The sequence below is a fragment of the Algibacter sp. AS12 genome (assembly GCF_046736315.1).
GTDB lineage: Bacteria > Bacteroidota > Bacteroidia > Flavobacteriales > Flavobacteriaceae > Algibacter_B > Algibacter_B amylolyticus.
In genome coordinates this window covers 2,601,680-2,622,453 of sequence record NZ_CP151841.1, presented here as the reverse complement: position 1 = coordinate 2,622,453, position 20,774 = coordinate 2,601,680, and the positions used below count along the sequence as shown (strand labels likewise).

13 protein-coding genes and 1 tRNA gene are annotated in these 20,774 nt (G+C 32.5%); 5 read left to right on the top strand and 9 right to left on the bottom strand.

All coding sequences use genetic code 11. The features are described from left to right. Nucleotides 1–474: 474 nt before the first annotated feature. From AAFN75_RS11065 to AAFN75_RS11025, 9 genes are all read right to left on the bottom strand, one after another. Nucleotides 475–4,683 carry a two-component regulator propeller domain-containing protein gene (locus tag AAFN75_RS11065; protein ID WP_411806365.1) on the bottom strand — a complete coding sequence of 1,403 codons (4,209 nt, stop codon included), beginning with the start codon at nt 4,681–4,683 and terminating at the stop codon, nt 475–477. A 111-nt stretch (nt 4,684–4,794) separates the two neighbouring features. Then, complete coding sequence (locus AAFN75_RS11060; protein WP_411806364.1) at nt 4,795–5,766, bottom strand: type I phosphomannose isomerase catalytic subunit; 972 nt, start codon at nt 5,764–5,766, stop codon at nt 4,795–4,797. Nucleotides 5,767–6,635: 869 nt separating this feature from the next. Further along, on the bottom strand, nt 6,636–7,406 hold the full coding sequence (locus tag AAFN75_RS11055) for an SDR family NAD(P)-dependent oxidoreductase (RefSeq protein WP_411806363.1): 771 nt from the start codon (nt 7,404–7,406) through the stop codon (nt 6,636–6,638). Nucleotides 7,407–7,489: 83 nt separating this feature from the next. Beyond that, nucleotides 7,490–8,200 (bottom strand): FadR/GntR family transcriptional regulator, encoded by a 711-nt coding sequence (locus tag AAFN75_RS11050; RefSeq protein ID WP_411806362.1) that lies wholly within the window; start codon nt 8,198–8,200, stop codon nt 7,490–7,492. Between the two features lie 74 nt (nt 8,201–8,274). Next, entirely contained in the window at nt 8,275–10,611 is a 2,337-nt protein-coding gene (locus AAFN75_RS11045) for a chondroitinase-B domain-containing protein (RefSeq protein WP_411806361.1), read from the bottom strand. A 40-nt stretch (nt 10,612–10,651) separates the two neighbouring features. Next, a complete protein-coding gene (locus AAFN75_RS11040) occupies nt 10,652–11,929 on the bottom strand; it encodes an Nramp family divalent metal transporter (protein ID WP_411806360.1) in 1,278 nt (425 codons plus the stop codon). A 46-nt stretch (nt 11,930–11,975) separates the two neighbouring features. Continuing rightward, a complete protein-coding gene (gnd, locus tag AAFN75_RS11035; protein ID WP_411806359.1) occupies nt 11,976–13,862 on the bottom strand; it encodes a decarboxylating NADP(+)-dependent phosphogluconate dehydrogenase in 1,887 nt (628 codons plus the stop codon). Nucleotides 13,863–13,883: 21 nt separating this feature from the next. Continuing rightward, nucleotides 13,884–14,942: a polysaccharide lyase family 7 protein gene (locus AAFN75_RS11030; protein ID WP_411806358.1), complete on the bottom strand. Its 1,059-nt coding sequence runs from the start codon at nt 14,940–14,942 to the stop codon at nt 13,884–13,886. 438 nt (nt 14,943–15,380) lie between these two features. Continuing rightward, a tRNA-Pro gene (locus AAFN75_RS11025) sits at nt 15,381–15,455 on the bottom strand. Between the two features lie 162 nt (nt 15,456–15,617). Between AAFN75_RS11025 and udk the strand changes: the two genes are divergently transcribed. Genes udk through scpA form a run of 5 tightly spaced genes read left to right on the top strand, consistent with a single transcriptional unit; the run spans nt 15,618 to nt 20,771 of the window. Further along, nucleotides 15,618–16,223 carry a uridine kinase gene (gene udk / locus AAFN75_RS11020; protein ID WP_092847529.1) on the top strand — a complete coding sequence of 202 codons (606 nt, stop codon included), beginning with the start codon at nt 15,618–15,620 and terminating at the stop codon, nt 16,221–16,223. 1 nt (nt 16,224) lies between these two features. Next, nucleotides 16,225–16,548, top strand: coding sequence for an FtsB family cell division protein (locus AAFN75_RS11015; protein ID WP_411806357.1), 324 nt, complete (start codon nt 16,225–16,227; stop codon nt 16,546–16,548). Continuing rightward, nucleotides 16,541–17,902: a methylmalonyl-CoA mutase subunit beta gene (locus AAFN75_RS11010; RefSeq protein ID WP_411806356.1), complete on the top strand. Its 1,362-nt coding sequence runs from the start codon at nt 16,541–16,543 to the stop codon at nt 17,900–17,902. The genes AAFN75_RS11015 and AAFN75_RS11010 overlap by 8 nt, the downstream gene beginning before the upstream one ends. 1 nt (nt 17,903) lies before the next feature. Next, on the top strand, nt 17,904–18,569 hold the full coding sequence (locus tag AAFN75_RS11005; RefSeq protein WP_411806355.1) for a hypothetical protein: 666 nt from the start codon (nt 17,904–17,906) through the stop codon (nt 18,567–18,569). 6 nt (nt 18,570–18,575) lie between these two features. Next, nucleotides 18,576–20,771 carry a methylmalonyl-CoA mutase gene (gene scpA / locus AAFN75_RS11000; protein WP_411806354.1) on the top strand — a complete coding sequence of 732 codons (2,196 nt, stop codon included), beginning with the start codon at nt 18,576–18,578 and terminating at the stop codon, nt 20,769–20,771. Nucleotides 20,772–20,774: the final 3 nt, after the last annotated feature.

Here is a 20,774-nt window from a genome sequence, read left to right as displayed (position 1 = left end):
ATTAGTTTAAGAGTTATTGTTTAGTTGTTAGAATTAATTTTGATTTTTATTTCTAAACCCTTTAGTTAAATTATTTGGAATTTTAAAATTTGAACATTGTTAATTTCCGTTAACAATTTGTTAATACAAACTTAAAAAAGCAGGTGGTTATAGTTTATAAATTATTACTCTAAAGAGATAAATTATTGCTCTTTTTACGCGTATAAAGGGCTTAAAAGGTTTTTTAATAAAATTTAATCGATACTTTTCCTACTTACATAAGAAATAAAAATTAACATATTTAAGAATTACAATTGCTAAAAAATTATTATAAGCAGTTAAAAATGAACAGTAATTTAGCGCCATTATCAATCCTAATTTTAGACTCAACTAATTAAGGAATTATATAAAATGAAAAAACAGCTTAATAAACTAATAAGCTGTTTTTTTGTTTTAATACCATTCACAATAAGATTTAACAATTAAATTTCAACGTCATTCTTGTTGTTCAGATTCTGTATTACTTTGTTCGATAAATTGACTTGGTGTTACATTAAATAACTCCTTAAAGGTTTTACTAAAGTATGCTGTAGAGTTAAACCCCGTCATGTGTGTAACTTCCTTAATAGAGTAATCATTCTTTAATAATAGCTCTGAAGCATAACGTAAACGTATGGTACGTATAAAGTTACTTGGGTTGCTCCCTGTTAAGTTATTTATTTTTCTGTAAAATTGAGAACGCCCAATATTCATTTCCTTTAACAAGTGCTCCTGTTTAAAATCAATATCACTTATGTTTTCTATTATTATTCTTGTTGCCCTATCTAAAAAAGCTTCGTCTAAATTATTGGTAGTTACTTCGCTAGATGGAAAAACACCCCCAATTTCAGAAAATCGCTTTCTAAGTCTTTTCTTAGATTCTAATAAATTAACAATTCTAGCTCTTAAAACTTTCGTTACAAAAGGTTTTGCTAAATACCCATCGGCCCCATGCTCGTAACCATGTATTCTATCTTCAACTAAGGTTTTTGCTGTAAGTAAAATAACTGGAATATGGCACGTTTCGATATCTGACTTTATTAATTTACACATCTCGAAGCCATCCATTTTAGGCATCATAACATCACTAATTATAATATCTGGCATGTGTTTCTTAACGGCAATTAGCCCTTCGGCCCCATTAACAGCTTCCTTAACAACATATTCATCATTTAAATCGTTACTTAAATGCACTCTAAGCTCTTTATTATCCTCAACTATTAGTACTATTGGCAATTTACCACCATCTTCGGCTGTACTAGCAGAACTCTTTTGGTTTACTCTTGGTAAATCGTCATTAGAAATTAACATATCATATTCAACAGCTTTCATAGAGTTTATTAAAAATTCATTTTTAACATTCTCGACTGTTTCTGCTTTACCATCTAAATTTAGAGGTAATTTCACTATAAACATAGTACCTTTTTTATGCTTACTCTCAACCAGTATTTCGCCCCCGTGCAGCTCAACTAATCCTTTGGTAAAATTAAGACCAATACCCGTTCCCGCCTTATTTTCATCTAAATTATAAAATCTAGAAAAAATACGCCTCATCTGTTCTTTATCTAGTCCAACTCCAGTATCCTTTACAATTATTTCGATATAATCGCTTAATCCATCATTTTTCAAAAATGGCAGTTTTGCACTATTTCCGGAATCTTCTACCCTATTAATACTTATGGTAATATCGCCTCCACTATTTGTAAATTTAATAGCATTGGAAATTAAGTTTGTAATAATTTTTTCTACTTTATCATAATCGAAAAGCGATATAATTTTTGATGAATCACTTTCAAAAGTATAATTAATCTCTTTTTTAAAAGCTAAATCTTTAAATAGCGAAAATATATCTTGACTAAACTTAACAATATCCCCTTTTTCTAACTGAAGTGGCGACATGCCAACATCCATCTTTCTGTAATCTAACAATTGATTTACTAAATGCAACAAACGTCTGGCACTACGCTGAATTGATAATGCTGATGTTTTTACCGATTCTGGATCGCTATTATAGTTCGAAAGTATTTTATCGACTGGATTTAAAATTAGAGTTAACGGTGTTCTAAATTCGTGAGATACATTAACAAAAAACTGAAGTTTCATTTGGTCTAACTCATGTTTCTGCTCCTCTTGAACTTTAGATGTATAATACTTAGCTACGATCCAAAACAGAAAAACACCTATTAAAAAATAGATTAAATACGCCCACCAGGTTCTCCATAATGGTGGTAATATTTCAATATTAACAAAAGCTGTTTGATTTTTTTCCCACTCGGTATTTGCTGATGCTTTAACCTCAAAAGTATAATCACCAGGCTCTAAATTAGAAAGGTTAACCACTCTATTTGGTCCTAAATTAATAAAATCATCATCTAAGCCTTTCATTCTATAGGCATATTGCACCTGCTCTGGGTTAACAAAATAAAGTGCTAAAAACTCAAAGGAAATGTAGTTTTCATTATGCTTTAAAACTAAATCCTTAACCTCATCAATATCTTTGTGTAAAAGCACCCTTCCGTTTACAACATCTTCGGCAACTACTGTTTTATTATTTAATTTAAAACTAGTTATTCTAGGTTTAAGATTAACCGAAGCAGGAATAATAACATCGTTTGGATGAAATATATTAAGCCCATTAATACCACCTATTAGTATACGTCCGTTTTGTGTTTTAAATATAGATTTACTTTGAAACTCTGGTCCCTGTAACCCATCGTGCGTATTAAAATTTTTAAATTGATGTGTTCTTGTATCCAATAGAGACAAACCTCCTTTGGTGGTTATCCAGATATTATAATTATCATCTTCTACAATTCCAACAACTAAGTTATTAGGCAAACCATCTAATGATGAGTAAGATTTTAATATATTTAGGTTTGAATCTAACTTGTACACACCATTATCAGAACCTACCCAGATATTTCCAAGATGATCTTCGGTAACATAATTTACACCTACACCTTCAAGCGCCTTAGCTTTAACTTGGTTAAAATTTATGCTTTTAGGAATATAATCTTCTAGATTGTTGAGATTAACATAATTCAATCCTAACGAGGTTCCAATAAACAATCTTTCATTGGAATCTGTAAACATGCATAACACAGAGTTGCTAAGCAGTCGCTTTTCTTTCCCAAAATGACTTTTATAATTGGAAAAATGATTTGTTTTTGGATTATACAAACTCACTCCTTCTGTTCGAAGCCCAAACCAAATGCGGTTTTTAGAATCTTCGACACCTGTCCATACCGAACTTTGACCTATAGATAAACTATCTGAATCATTATGCAGATAAGCTTGAAAGGTTTTAGTTTCTGGATTGAATTTATTAACGCCACCATCTACGGTACATACCCAAATAGCCCCATCATGACTTTCAAAAGTATATAAGATTTGTGTTGAACTCAAAGATTTTTTATGATCGGGATCGTTTCCGTAGTGCTGAAAGGATTCTGTTTTTTCATCAAACAAATTAAGACCACCATTATATGTACTAATCCAAATTCTTCCTTTTGAGTCTTGCATAACAGATTGTACCGTTTTCTCGCTCAAACCATTTGCATTATTAGCCTTGTAATAGTAATGTCCAAAGGAGTTGTTAGACAAATCTAATTTACTAACTCCTTTATCGTAACTGCCAATCCAATAGATACCATTTCTATCTTCAATAATTTTAGTTGGCTTATTGTTTGGAAGGGAAAACGGATCTGTATAATCATTTAAAATATGCTTAAGCAATACAGCATTATTATTTTCCTTTTTGAATATATACAATCCAAAAATATCTGTAGAAACCCAAAACAAACCATTTTTATCTTGATAGATATCAAAAATTGGCACACTCCTATCCGATAAAGAAACATGCTTAAAATGATTTTGGTCCTTATCCCAAAATATAAGGTTAGAAAGGTCGTTTCCTATCCAGAAATCGCCATCACTATCAATTACAACCTTTTTAGGTATATGGTCTAACTCATAAGACTCTTTATTTTCAATATAAACTCTATCAAAATTATCTTTTTTAGCGTTATACCTGTTTAAATGTGAGCCTTTTGTACCAATCCAAATAATATTATTTTCATCCTTTAAAATTACATTAACCCCATTATTATCTATAGATGTTACGTTGGATTGATCATTAATATAATACGAGTAGGTGAAATTATTTTGATTACCAGAATAATCGCTTAAAATAATTTTAATGGCACCAATATTAGTAGCTACCCAAAGGGTATTATTAGCAGAGTCAAACAACAAATCATTAATAATCTTTTCAGAACTATTAGACATTGCTATTTGCCGATATAAATTTACCCTTGTAAACTTATTGGTTTTTTTATTGAATAAATTTAAGCCATTGGTGGTTCCCACCCACAGGTTTCCTTCATTATCCTCGGCAATTGCATTTACTCTATTATTACTTATGGAAGTAGAATCGTTTAAAACAGACCGGAATACCTCAAACTCATAGCCATTATATTTATTAAGACCATCGATAGTACCAAACCACAAAAAACCTTCTTTATCTTGAAAAATCTCTTCGCAAGTACTACTAGAAAGTCCATTATAAGTATCTAAATTTTCAAATTTTATATTATTGAATTGCCCGTAACTAAAACAGGCTATTAAACAACATAAAACACTAATACAACCTTTTTTTATACTCATATTGGATTTAAAAGCTATTAAAAATCTGCTATACAATTAACTATATAGCATTTATTTAAACTGAATTTGCCATATTTAAGGAAGCTTAATTTAATGAAAAAATTAAAACAACTAATAGTATATTTCTAAAAACTCTGCCTTATTAGATGAAATTTTCACATTATCGATTACAGCAGGTAATAATATAGTTTCTCCTATTTTTAATGTGTATTTTTCATTGTTGGATTCAATTTCTAAACCTCCACTAACACACATATAAATTACAAAAGAATCTAACTTAGTGTAATCTTTAGTAATTTCTCCTTCAACTTTAATAAAGTTAGTTTTAAAATACGGAGAATGTACTAAGATGTTCGATGTATTTACCTCTTTCTTATAATCCGTTTTAAAATTATCGTAATATTTAAAGTCTATTGCATCTAAAGCTAATTCGTTGTGTAATTCGCGTTCTTTACCCGTTGTAGCATCAACTCTATTGTAATCGTAAATTCTATAAGTAACATCTGACGTTTGCTGTATTTCAGCTAGTAAAACACCAGCACCAATAGCATGAATACGTCCAGTAGGAATATAAAAAGTATCTCCCTGTGCAACGGTTTCATGATGCATAACGTTTAGTATAGTATCTTCTTCCAATTGTTTAAGATATTCCTCTTTATCAATCTCAGATTCGAAACCTACAATTAATTCAGCATCTTTATCGGCTTGCATGACATACCACATTTCATTTTTTCCAAATGAGTTATGACGCTCCTTTGCTAATTCATTACTTGGGTGTACTTGAATTGATAATGGTGTTTTGGCATCAATAAACTTGATTAATAACGGAAAGTCTTCCCCAAAAGTTTTATAAACAGATTCACCTACAAAAGCACCTTTATACTTCTGGATTAGTTGTTTAAGGGTTTGTCCTTTTAAAGCGCCTTTTAAAACCTTAGTTTCATCTCCCTTTACATCGGATATCTCCCATGATTCACCTATACTTTCCTCATTATAATCTTTATTAAGGTGTGTTTTTAATTTTTCACCTCCCCAAAGGCGGTATTTATAAAGTGGCTCAAATTTTATAGGATATAATTCCATGAATGTTATATTTTAATTAATTTTTATGATTTGAATTGAGAACTGCAATTTAGTATATTTTTTTGCTTCAGCCATTTTCTAAATTAACTATAAATTAAGAATGCATTGCTGTATCTTTAGATTAGCTTGAAGGATGTAAAATTAAAATTTCCAAATTGCTATTCACCATAACTTATTATTCATTTATATAAAATATAACCCATTTGCCCCATATTTATTACTAATTAGGATTCTACAAGGTTTAAGTTCTCTATAGAAACTCGCTCTCTTTTTTGCCTAAAACTTAAAAATGCATATAAAAAAAATACTGACCTAAATTTATAGATCAGTATTTTCAAACAAACTAACTCAAACTAATGTAAGCCTAAACCATAAACTCACATTGTTATCTGAGACCTTTAATCTTGAGTTTATTACATCTATGTAATTATAAAATGCAACAGACTACAAGACCTTTTTTATCTATTACTCCTGTAATTATTTCTTTAATTACATTTAGTAATACCAAATCAATGCCCCAGACACGTATAATAATTGTTTCTTTTATGAGTACTGATACCAAGTAAAAATAGAAATCTTAATAAAAAACAAGAAGACTCTGCTACTTGCTTAAAACTAGTGTTATTCTACTTGATCTATTGGTAAACCAAACTGGTTTACCAAAAATACGTTATTTTTATGATAAAACACAAATAATATTAAGGAGAAATTAATTTTTACTTAAAAAAGTTCTAAATACCAATAAAACTATCGCTAGTCGTAACGACCTCAACCAATTCAATTTAGGTTTGGTTTAGATATTTTTTAACCACGGTTGTTTTAAAATATGTGTTAAGCTAAAAAAAAAGCAAAGCCCTAACATCTATAAATTACATATTATAAACACCACCATTAATATCGAGTGTAGCACCGGTTATAAATCCATCATATTCTGAAGCTAAAAACAACACTGCTCGAGCAACATCGGCGGCATTACCTGCACGGTTAATTGGAATTCCGGATATGGTTTGGGCTGCTGATTCTTTAGTAGTATGCGTATTATGAAATGATGTACCTAGAATAAGCCCTGGAGCCACAGCATTAACCTTTGTTCCCTGACCTCCTAACTCTGTTGAAAGCGCTCTAGTAAACGTTAAAATAGCACCCTTACTTGTAGAATATACTAATGAACCTGGATGACCACCTTTACGACCAGCAAGTGATGCTAAATTTACAATACTACTTGTCTCGTTTTTTGCTAGATAAGGCGCCGCTGCACGTGTTACAAACATCATTGAGGTTAGATTAATATCCATAACCTTATGCCAAAACTCTGCCTCCATTTCGTTTAGCATTTTACGTGCTACTAAAGATCCTGCATTATTAATTAGAATATCTAATCCACCTAAAACCTCAACAGTTTTCTCAACCATGGCATTGGCATCAGTTTCTTTAGTTAAATCTCCACTCATAGCGATTGCATTTTGTCCTTTATTTATGGCGTATTCAGTTAATTGATTTGCTGTTTCTGAACTAGAAAAATAGTGGATAGCAACATTTGCACCGCTATCAATAAAATGCCTTGTTATAGATTCGCCAATTCCTTGTGCACCAGCTGTAATCAATACATTTTTACCCGCTAGTTTAGTATTATAATTCATATTTTATTATGTTATTTGAGTTGATAATCCTAAAAACACAGAATTATCTTATAGTTAGTTTTATTATTTTATATCCTCTACCTTTAGCTTACACCACAGTATTCGTACAATAACTTAAAGTGCTTTTTCATCCTTTTTTCTGCCAATACTGGGTCCTGATCTTTAATAGCTTGGTAAATATCTACATGTTCTTTAATTCTTAAATCATCTAGATTATCGTAATCTTTATGGTACTTTTTAAAATCTACAATGATTTGAGGTGTAATACCGAACATAATTTGATTCATGGTTACATTTCCACTAGCCTTAGCAATTGCTAAATGAAACAATAAATCTTCTTGAACAGCATCCTCACCACTTAATAATTTAGTCTCATGGGCATCAAGCGCTGCTTTAATACCTTTTAAATCTTCTTCTGTACGTCTTTCTGCTGCTAAACTTACCGCCTTAAGTTCTAGTAAAATCCGTGTCTCTACTAAAGATTTAAAGTCTGGCAGACCAAGATTTAAAATATCTTTAATCATCCCTTTCATGGCAATAGTTCCAATATTTGCAATAAAAGTTCCGCTTTGAGGCATAGAGATTAATATACCATAAGACTCTAACTTAAGTATGGCCACTCGAACACTTCTTCTACTAACACCAAACTTTTCGGCTAGTATTCGTTCAGCAGGTAACTTATCACCAGGCTCCAAATGTTTTTCGCTAATTAAATCACTTATTTGAGAAATTATCTTTTTAACTCGATTAGTAATTTCTTGATTTTCATTTTTCGAAAGGACATCTAAATTCATTATTTAAAAATTTAATTAGTATACCAAAAATATATATAACTATTAAAACTAGATTGCTTAAAAAAACGGTTTTGCTAGTTAATAGTTCCAAGGTTTAATTTATCTGTTCCTTTACCTAGTAAAGGAGAATTTTCGCTTAATATGAATGTATCACCATCAAAACCTGGGTTAAGGCTCCAAAGATTCTCCACATTATATTTTTGGTCGCCAGTAACAAATAATTTATCCGATTTATAAAAATTATTATTCAAAATATCCACTACAGGCTCTCCAACTACCAAATGCATTTTTAAACCTTTCGATTCATTAAATATATTATTCTCAATAGCATTAACCTGAACACCATATAACGACATAGCTGCTTCATATTTATTTTTCTTACCGTGCCCAACATTATTAAAAACATTATGATCAACTTCTAGAAATGGGCCAAAGGTACTCTCATCTTTCCCACCACGGTATAAACGCAATGCTGCACCTTGTAAATCTGATACTGCATTATTTTTCATGATAAAATACTCCACATTATAAGCACCAATATCATCGGTTTCTTTATCTAAAGCCGCAATATGGCCTGAAATGTTTTTAAATGTTGAATTTTGAATGCTAATAGTATCTGCAAAAGTTCCTTTAGATACTCGCAATACATCAAATGAATGATTAACTACCATATCTTTAAACTCACAATTATCTATAAATAATTTATAGTTTTCAATCATGGAGTTTTTACTTGTGCTTATAACAGAATTACCAGCGTAATCCGGAGATTTTGTTCCATCGAACGCAACGTTTTCAAGAGATAAACTACCACCGTCTTGAATTTCGAAAGCCATCATACGCTCAAATAAAACAGTAGCTTTTTTATTCCCAGAGGTTTTAAAGGTTAACGGGTGGTTTATTTTAACTGCTTTAGTTATCAAATATGTTCCACCTTCCTCTAACTCTATAATGTCTCCAGGCTCAGATATTTTTACAATATCATACAAGGTATTGATACCCGATGCTACTTGAATTGCTTTCCCAGAATTTAAGGCTACCTCTCTATCTTCTTTGGAATACCAAGTCGTTCCTGTATTTTCTTTAGTCGCCACCTTTGGGCTAATTGTAATTTTGTTTTTAATTTTATCTGAAGTTGGAATTAAAAATCCTTGTTCATTTTTAACTAATGCAATATCTGCATTTTCAAAACCTTCTTTAATTGAAGTTTCTCCGTTTGCACCTAGAAAGTTATCCTTAAAAGTAATGCCACTTATATCATCATAAATAGTGAAAATATCTTTCTTGTTTTCGTTATAAAATATGTTTCCTGAGATTTCTGAAGTTCTTGGAGCTTGACTTCTTTCTGCATCGCTACCCGCACATAATTGAATATGTTCGCAATTAATAAAGGTGTTATTATTTAATTTAGAATCGATTACTGGCACATAACGATTTGGTGGCGAATTTGGCACACCATTCATCATTACAAAAGCACCTCTAAAACGATACCCTGTTAAGCCAATATGATAATTATTAATTACCGTTTGCGTTTCATTAATAATACGCACACCACCTGTACTTGGTTTGTTGTTTCCAATAAACACATTTCCATCAACCAATGTTTCATTTCCATGGCGCATGGTTAAAGTTCCTGTACACTCAAAAAAGGTATTGTATTTAAAGGTGTTTTGGCATGCTTTATTTGAAATTATTTCGTGTTCGCCATTAGTTCTATCAAAATAATTAGATTCTACTAAGGTATTTGAATTCTCTAAGGCATGGTGGCTTGTTCCTATACGTAATGTTTCGCCTCCATTATTTCCGTATGTAGGGCGCGGACCAAAATAATTATAATCTATTTGATGATTATTAGCGCGACTTTCTTTAGTATCTAAACCAACAATCATGGTTACCCCAAGGTTCTTTTTACCTACAATATGGTTATGATCAATACGGTTATTTTTCCCGTAGATGGTAATCCAATAATCTTGAACTTGACGCTCTGGGTTATTATAATTATCGATAACACATTCGGTTAATCGGCTATTATTAGCCATTTCTTCTCTGTTTTTTCTGAATGAAATCACAGCGTTAGTTGGTGTGTAACCGTTTTTAAATACTAGTCCTTCAACAATTAAATACTCGCCAGCTAATTGAAGGTTTGAGTTGCCTTCTAAAGTTACTTTACCTTTTTCTTCAACAGTTAAAGTAATAGGGTCCTCGGCCGTTCCTTTGCCTTCAAAAACTAACTCTGCATTATTCCAAACACCATTAGCTAAAGTAATAACATCGCCTGGGCTTGCATTTTTAACAGCCTCATTAAATTCGGAAATGTCTTTAACTAATCCGGCACTAGATTCTTCATTTTTACATGAAAATGTTAATGTTAAGAGGACTATTGCTAGAACTAAAAATTTTAATTGATTTTTCATATTATAATCGATTTATCGAATTTGATTTAAAATAGACTTACTAAAAGTACTTTGTCATGATGCCTAATACGCCAGTATACGACACTACACAAGAGAAAAACAAAGCAGCAAACAGACCAATATTTACCCAAATACTGGTTTTATAACCTTTCATTATTTTTTTATTATTTGCTAATAAAATGATTCCTAAAACTACAAGTGGTAAAATAAAGACATTAAAAACTTGAGATAGAATTTGAATTTCAATTGGGTTACCTCCAAAAGCAGGTCCAATTAAAGCGACTAAACAGGCTACCGCGGTAATAATTTTAAATTGTTTAGAACTTGTATCTAACTCACCAGATTGATAATCGGCAACCAATAAAGGAGCTATTAATAAACAAGGAAATATAGAAGATAAACCAGCACTTAAAGCTCCAAAAAAGAAAATAGTAACAGCCCATTTTCCTGCAACTGGCTCTAGAGTATTTGCCATATCTAAAACTTGCGTAACCACTTTACCATCATAAAACAAAGCACCTGCAGCTACCGCCATAATAGTTCCACTAATTACAAATATTAAAACTGCAGCGGTAATAGAATCCTTTTTCTGCTGATCTAAGTTTTTAATAGTCCAACCTTTTCCTTTAACAAATAACGGACGCGAAAGAAAAGTTGCAGCTGCCATAGTAGTACCAACAAATGCGGCAACTAACATTTTACCATCTGGAACATCTGGAATAGATGGTATTAAACCAGAAACCACATCCATAGGTAATGGTTGTACGAGGCATAACGATAGCACAAACGAAAGCCCCATTAGCGTTACGAAAATGACCAATACTTTTTCGAAAAAGGTATACTTACCAACTAGCATTAGCAGGTAAAAGACAACAATTATTATAATAGCCGTTATTAATACGGTTTCATATTTTAACCCTTCTAAGCCGTCAAAATTAACGGCTAATATTTCATAAATTATATTGGAAGAAATACCTAAAATTCCCATTAAGGAATTCCACTGTCCAAAGGTAATACCCACTATAATTAAAATAGCTAGGAGCTTACCGTACTTCAAGTGTTTTTTAAAGCCAAAAAGAGCTGTTTCGCCCGTTATTAAAGCATAGTTTCCGTAAACAAACATAAGTACACCAGAAAAAACACAGCTTAACAATAACACCCATAATAGCTGCATATTAAATTGGCTACCCGCAACAATCATTGAAGTTACACTTCCTGTGCCAATGGTATAACCAATTGCAAAAATACCTGGACCAAACCCCAACACGATAGCTATAATTTTTTGTAATAAAGATTTTTTCTCTTTTGATTCTGACATTATAATTAGTTTAGTTTAATTGCTATCTATTTTTAAATTGGAGTGGTTAATTCCAAGTGGTATGATGAAATTTACCCGAATTATCGTCTATACGTTGATAGGTATGTGCACCAAAATAATCGCGTTGCGCTTGAATGATGTTTGCCGATGAATTTGCCGTGGCGTAAGCATTTAAAAAATTAACAGACTCACTTAAACAAGGTGCTGTTAACTCCTTTAACACACATTCTGAAACCACTTTATTAATTGATGGTTTTAAAGCTTTTACACGATTTATTATTAGCTTGTTTTTTAATATATTATCATCTTCTTTTAAAACAGGAATTAGCTCTACCATAAAATCCGATTTAATAATACAGCCATTGGTCCATATTCTAGCAATTTCGCTTAAATTTAAATGCCAACCATAAACTTTTCCTGCTTCAGAAATTAATTTTAAACCTTGGTAATGGTTTATTATTCTTGCAAATTGATAAGCATTACAAACATCTTCAATTTCTAAATTTAAAATAGATGGATTAATGTTTAGGTTTATACTAGCCTGAATTCTTTCTTCTTTATAAAAAGAAGTATAACGTGCAAATAATGCCGAAGCTATTAAAGTACTAGGAGCGCCTAATTGAGCCGTAGCTATTGTTGTCCAGTTTCCAGTACCTTTATTACCTGCTTTATCTACTATTTTATTTACTAACCAACCATTACCATCTTTCTTTCTTAAAACATCAACTGTTATTCCTAGCAAATAACTATCAGCTTTAGGTTTCCAAGACTCTAAAATATTGGCTATTTCATCAGGGGTTTTGCCCATTGTTTTTAAAATGGTATACACTTCGGCCAACAATTGCATTTCAACATATTCAATGCCATTATGAACCATTTTCACAAAATGCCCACTACCCTCTTCGCCTATATAAGTACAGCAAGGTAAATTGTTATCATCTTTAGCGGCAATACTTTCTAAATACGGTTTTACTAAGTTATATGTTTCCTTATTCCCACCTGGCATTATAGAAGGTCCTTTAAGCGCACCTTGCTCGCCTCCAGAAACACCAACACCTATAAAATGAATGTTTTTAGATTTTAAATAATCGTAACGCTCCTTCGTTTTTAAGTAATTTGAATTACCACCATCAATTAAAATATCTCCTTCTGATAAAAAAGGGATTAAATCTTCAATTACATAATCTGTTATTTTACCCGCATTAACCATAAGCATGATTCTGCGTGGTGTTTGTAGCGAATTTACATAGCCTTGTATATCTGAAAATGCTTGTGCCGAATCTAGTTCTTTATGACTATTCTTGAAATTTATGGCAACATCTTCTTCCGTTCCTTTTACTTCGCGATTAAACACGGAAATATTAAATCCTTTTTGAGCCAAGTTTCTACTTAAGCTTTTTCCCATAACACCTAATCCAAATAACCCAAATTCTGATTTCATCTTTATTTCCTTTGTTATTTTATCAACTATTTCTTCTGGTGTTAAACCAATATTTATTTCTAGAGCATGAGATGGATTTTCGAGCGTATCAAATTGCGATTGCAATAAGTTGGAATCCATAAAATGATTTTCTCTTTTATTAAGCCGTTCTAAAATCTGATTATAACTTCCTACTAAATACACCCATGCTGTTTGGGCCTCAACGCCTTTATTTAATAATGTTCTGTAAGATTCTTTTAAAGCCGAACAAACAATAACACAACTGTTTTTTTGAAGTTCTACTTTGGCCAACTCATTAAGTGTTTGTAACCACCCCAAACGATCTGCATCGTTTAAAGGAAGGCCGTTACTCATTTTATCTATGTTTGATTGTGGATGAAAATCATCACCATCAAAAAATGGAATATTTAAACGTTTTGAAAGCATTTTCCCAATAGTACTCTTTCCGCAGCCCGAAACGCCCATTATATAAATCACCTTATTTGAATTCATCTGCAATTTAAATAAGAATAATTATTCTAGAATCGGCATGGTTCCTTCGCCAACGGTTGCTTCCTTAAACCAAACTTCGGCATAACAGCCATTTGCATATTGTTTAGCAATATCACCACTGTAAGTCTCGGCGCCTGTACTCCATACTATATTATCTTCAGGATTTTTTCCGTTTGTTTGATTATAGGCACCTTGCTTAAAATAATTAATTTCGCCGGCATAAGCGCTATCGCGCTCTACACCATCTCTACCTATTGCAGCGTACAACGTTTTTATTTGTTCTGGCATATCCGACTTAGTAGAAAAATCGGATTTCAACAAGTTTTTAGTAAACTTTACTGTATCATGGTCTTTACTCTTAAAGGTAAGATACATGATGCCTTTGTAAACATTAATCTCATAGCTAAACTCTTCACCCAGAGCAATACCATCCTTTGGCTCTTCAGGATACGTTTCTGGAGTAGAACCAACAACAGACATATCATAACCCCAAACAGGTGTTGAATAATCCCATCGTTTCGAGTTATCGCCAGCCGTATTAATTTCGTAATTCCAAAATACAGAACCTTTTGTATGACCAGGGAATTTTTTGTAAAAGATTTTTATAGGTTCGTTTTCATGACCTTCATCACTATGAATTTGACCAACTACTACCGAATACGAAGCCGCAACTCTAGCATCACCAGAAATTGAAACATTTTGCACCTTTAAGGTTCCTGTTAACTTGCCACCTGTTTCTGGTATCCAATGTTTTTTCTGTCCTAATTCTGTTCTTGTATTACTAGATGTCCTAGAAGTAATACCTGAGTTTGGCGTTTTATAAACCACCCAATTAGTTTCCCCATCTTTAGCTACATAAAAAAAATCTTTGTGCTCAACATTAATTAAGTCATTAAAACTTTCACCATCACCACAAAGAATTTTCCATTCTGCCATAAAAGGAATAACATCACTTGGATAAATATTAGTTATAGCTTCCTTTTCTGTTGTTTTTTTAGGTTTATTATTGCAACTGCTCAATACTAGTATACAAATCAATAAAAACGATAGTTTAAATAAATTAGTGAATTTGTTGGTCATCTTATTTTAAAGTTTTAGTTTAATTACCTATTATTCAGAATACGAAAAAGAATATCTTCTAATTAAAACCCAAATGGCATTGAACTTAACACAAATTAATTTAGTTCAATTTTACATTAATTTCTAAAAATAAAAATTGGTACACCAAATTGGTACACCAAATATAGAAACTATTTTGCTATTATTAAAATAAATAACGTTTTAAATATCGAAAACTCAATAAAACATAAGAAAAGACCGCTAAAACGCAAAGATTCAATAAATCGTTTAGCAAAAAACTAGCAAAATAGAAAAAACCCATACTAAAGCAGAATGCACTTTCAACTAAACTCTTACGGATTTAAGAATCTTATTATTGAACACCTTTAGTTTAAACAAAAAAAAACACCCTTAATCAATGATTAACGGTGTTTTAAATAATTCCTATCTCTAGGTTAGTCGGGGTGGCAGGATTCGAACCTGCGACCTCCGCGTCCCAAACGCGGCGCGATAACCGGGCTACGCTACACCCCGAATTGGTTATCCTATTTTTAAGGACTGCAAATATATAGTTTTCTTTTAGATATAAAATCTTTTTTTTAATTCTTTTTTACTTTTTAAAAAAAAATTTCTTGATAAATTTTTTACAAAGAATTAATCTTAAATTTGTTTCATTAAAAAAGTAAAATAATCTTTATGCTAATTATTGGAATTGCAGGTGGTACAGGCTGCGGAAAAACAACTGTAGTAAATCAAATATTAAACGAACTTCCAGAAGGCGAAGTGGGTATACTATGGCAAGATTCGTACTACAAAGACACCTCTCACTTATCGTATGACGAGCGTATAAAAATTAATTTTGACCACCCCAGATCTATAGATTTCGATTTAATTGTAGCACATTTAAAAGATTTAAAAAACAACAAACCTATAGAGCAACCAGTCTATTCGTTTGTAAAACACAACAGAACTGGCGACGCTATATTAACACACCCTAGAAAGGTAATGATTGTAGAAGGTATTTTAATACTTGCCAACCCAGAGTTAAGAGATATGTTCGATATTAAAATATTTGTTCATGCCGATAGTGATGAGCGCTTAATAAGACGATTAAAACGCGACATAAAAGAAAGAGGACGCGATTTAGACGAGGTTTTAAACCGCTACCAAACCACCTTAAAACCAATGCACAATCAGTTTATTGAGCCTACTAAGGAATATGCAGATATTATTATACCAACCAACAAGCACAATACAGTAGCTATAGATATAGTTAGAACCATAATAAACGATAAACTATAACATGGCACTTCCAAAAAGCAAATATTTAAAGCCTTTTAAAAATATATTCATACTAATATTAGTTGTATTTGTAGTTTGGATGTTGTTTTTTGATGCCAACTCGTGGTTAATTCATCATGAATTAAATACAGAAATTGAAGATTTAGAAAACGAAAAAAGCTATTATAAGAAAGAAATAGAAAAAGACAAGAAGGATTTAAAAAAGATAAGCACTCATGAAGGTTTAGAAAAATTTGCTAGAGAAGAGTACTATATGAAACGTGATAATGAAGAAATTTACATTATTGAGTACGAAGACAGCTTAAAAACTACAGATAATGACTAAAAACTTGTTTGATGGTTTCAATTCGGTTTCTGATAAGCAATGGAAACAAAAAATTCAGTTCGATTTAAAAGGAGCTGACTACAACGATACGCTTATTTGGAAAACAAATGAAGACATCGATGTAAAGCCTTTTTATCATGCCGATGATTTTGAAAACCTACCAAATATTTCGAGCACCAAAGCAACCCAATGGAAAATTTGTCAAACCATTTATGTTGCCGATATTGAAAAGTCAAATTTAAACGCTATTCGTAGTATTGAAGGCGGTGTAGAACAAATTAATTTCATTATACCATCAGATGCTGTTTCAATTAAAAATTTAATACAGCATATTAATCTAGATGCCGTAACCCTTCAATTTGAATTACTATTCCTTTCTGAAGCCTATACAACACAATTACAAAACCTAGTACCAAAAGCAAAAATAAAACTAGATTGCATTGGTCAATTAGCTAAAACAGGAAATTGGTTTAAAAGTTTAAACGACGATTTAAAAACCTCTGAAAGCCTAATTAACAACACCAAAGCACTTCATATAAATGGTTCGCTTTACCAAAATGGAGGCGCCACCATGGTGCAGGAACTGGCTTATACCCTAGCCCACACAAACGAATATTTAAATAGTTTAGAGGCCTCTAAAAGTGATTTATCTTCGCTTAGCGTAACATTTCATGTATCCGTTGGCACAAATTACTTTTTTGAAATCGCAAAACTGAGAGCACTAAGGGTGCTATGGAAAACCTTAGCATCAGAATATCAAATTAATTTAGATTGCACTATTGAAGTAACTCCAACAAAGCGCAATAAAACCGTATACGATTACAACACAAACATGCTACGCACCACGACTGAATGTATGAGTGCCGTATTAGGTGGCGCAAATGCTATTTGTAACTTACCCTATGATTATGTGTACCATAAAAGCAATGAATTTGCCCAACGCATAGCAAGGAACCAACTATTAATTTTGAAGTACGAAAGTTATTTTGATAAAGTTAATAATCCTTCAGATGGATCGTATTACATTGAAAGTTTAACACAACAACTCTCTGAAAAAGCCTTGGAGTTATTCAAAAATATTGAAGCTTCCGGTGGTTTTTTAAAACAATTAAAACTAGGCACTATTCAACGAAAAATAAAAGAAAGTGCAGCAAAAGAACAAGAGCAATTTGATAATGGAGATATTATACTATTAGGCACAAATAAACACCCAAATGCTATGGACAAAATGAAAAACGAGTTAGACCTTTATCCTTTTGTTAAAATAAAACCTAGAAAAACGCTTATTGAACCCATTATAGAAAATAGATTATCAGAACATTTAGAAAAAAACCGATTAAAAAATGAAAATTAAAATGAAATTAAAAATTACCACCCTTACATTTTTATTAGTTATAACGTTATTCAGCTGTAATCAAGGAAGTCAATTTTCAGACTTTAAATATGCCGATAAACCTGCAACCATTACTTGCGAAGGCGTAAATTTAAAATTATTAAACGAAGCACGTTATAGCTTTGAAGATGATATTGCCAAGCATTACAATAAAGGCAATGGAACTCCTAGGTTAGATCAGGCCTATTCGCAAATAATAAGAAACTCCATTTATGGCAGATTAAAAATAGAAGATATCGCATCAAAACATACTGTTGCTGTTTTTGAAGCATTAAAAAAGGAAGAAGATCTTTGGGATGCTAACAACACAAAAAGCCACTTAAACTATAAAAGCAAAGTACTTAACTGCATTTCTAGCTCTATTAAAGATGCAAGTTTAAAAACAACCCTAAATGCACTTATATCAACAAATAGTATGGCTCCAAAATTATTTGGACCTGCTATAGTTAACAAATCTAGAAACGCATTAAGCGATAAAAATTTAGCGATGTACATCACACTAGATTTATTTTACGCAAAAATGTTCGACATCGATTTTAGTAAAGTAAATTTGGAAAAACCTGAGAAAAAAGTAGATTTCAACGCAGTACAACCAGTAGCAGATCCGCATGCTGGACATAACCACTAAACAGTAATGAGCAGAAAAAATCTTCAACATATCAAAATTAATTCGGAAATTGAAAATCAAGAGGCTACGCCTTCAACTTTTCAAACAGCCGAAACTATTGATGTGAAATCAACTTACACCAAAGCTGATATTAAAGATTTACAACATTTAAATTTTGTGGCAGGAATTGAACCGTATCTTCGAGGGCCTTACAGCACCATGTATGTTAAAAGGCCCTGGACGATACGCCAATATGCTGGATTTTCAACCGCTGAAGAAAGCAATGCCTTTTACAGAAGAAATTTAGCCGCCGGACAAAAAGGCTTATCCGTTGCTTTCGATTTGGCAACCCACAGAGGCTACGACTCAGACCACGAACGCGTTGTTGGCGATGTTGGTAAGGCAGGAGTAGCAATCGATTCGGTTGAAGACATGAAAATACTCTTCGACAAAATACCGTTAGATAAAATGTCGGTTTCTATGACCATGAATGGCGCCGTACTACCTATTATGGCATTTTATATTGTGGCTGCCGAAGAGCAAGGTGTAAAACCAGAACATTTAGCGGGCACCATTCAAAATGATATATTAAAGGAGTTTATGGTGCGTAACACCTACATCTACCCACCTGCACCTTCCATGGAAATTATATCGGATATATTTAAGTATACCAGCAAATTCATGCCTAAATTTAATAGCATTAGTATTTCTGGCTACCACATGCAAGAAGCTGGAGCGACCTGCGATATTGAATTGGCTTATACACTAGCCGATGGCTTAGAGTATATTCGTAAAGGATTAGCTGCCGGAATGGATATTGACACCTTTGCCCCTAGATTATCGTTTTTCTGGGCTATTGGGTTAAACCATTTTATGGAAATTGCTAAAATGCGCGCTGCGCGAATGCTTTGGGCTAAATTGCTAAAACAATTCAATCCTAAAGACCAAAAATCTTTAAAACTGCGTACCCATTGCCAAACGTCTGGATGGAGTTTAACCGAACAAGACCCGTTTAACAATGTGGCACGAACAACTATTGAAGCTGCCGCAGCTGTATTTGGTGGCACGCAATCGCTACATACCAATGCTTTAGATGAAGCTATTGCTTTACCCACCGATTTTTCGGCAAGAATTGCAAGAAACACACAACTATTTTTGCTTGAAGAAACTAATATTACAAAAACAGTTGACCCTTGGGCTGGTAGTTATTACGTTGAAAAACTAACCCATGATATCGCCCTAAAAGCTTGGACTTTAATTGAAGAAATCGAAGCCCTTGGCGGGATGACTAAGGCTATTGAATCTGGTATTCCTAAAATTAGAATTGAAGAAGCTGCCGCTAGAAAGCAAGCCAGAATAGATTCTAATCAAGATATTATTGTTGGTGTAAACAAATATGTACTTGAAGAAGAAGCACCAATTACAACACTTGAAGTCGATAACCAAACCGTTAGAAACTCGCAAATAGAGCGATTAACTAAGATTAAAGCCGAAAGAAACCCAGAAAAAGTTAAAGTGGCCTTATCAAAATTAACCGAAGCTGCAAAATTTTCGTTAAATTCGGAACGTAGAAAGGCCAATAAAAATCAGGAATCAGAATCAATAGATGGCAATCAAGATGAGGATTACAACTTATTAGCACTTGCTATTATAGCTGCTCGCGAACGTGCAACCTTAGGTGAAATTAGTTATGCCTTAGAGGTAGAATTCGGGCGACATAAAGCACAAATAAAATCATTTTCTGGCGTGTATAGTAAAGAAATTAAAGACGATAAATCCTTTAAGAAAGCTCAAGAACTAGCCGATGTTTTTGCTGAGCAAGATGGTAGGCGCCCTCGTATTATGATAGCAAAAATGGGACAAGATGGTCATGATCGTGGTGCAAAAGTGGTTGCTACAGGTTATGCCGATGTGGGTTTCGATGTGGATATTAGTCCTTTATTTCAAACACCAAAAGAAGTTGCCAAACAAGCCGTTGAAAACGATGTGCATATTTTAGGCATTTCATCGTTAGCTGCAGGACATAAAACACTTGTACCTCAAGTTATTCAAGAACTTAAAAACTACGGTCGCGAAGATATTATGGTTATTGTTGGTGGCGTTGTGCCCAAACAAGATTATCAGTTTTTATTTGATGCCGGAACCGTAGCTATTTTTGGTCCAGGCACCAAAATTAGTGAGACTGCCATTCAGGTTTTAGAAATTTTAATTGATGAGGAATAAACC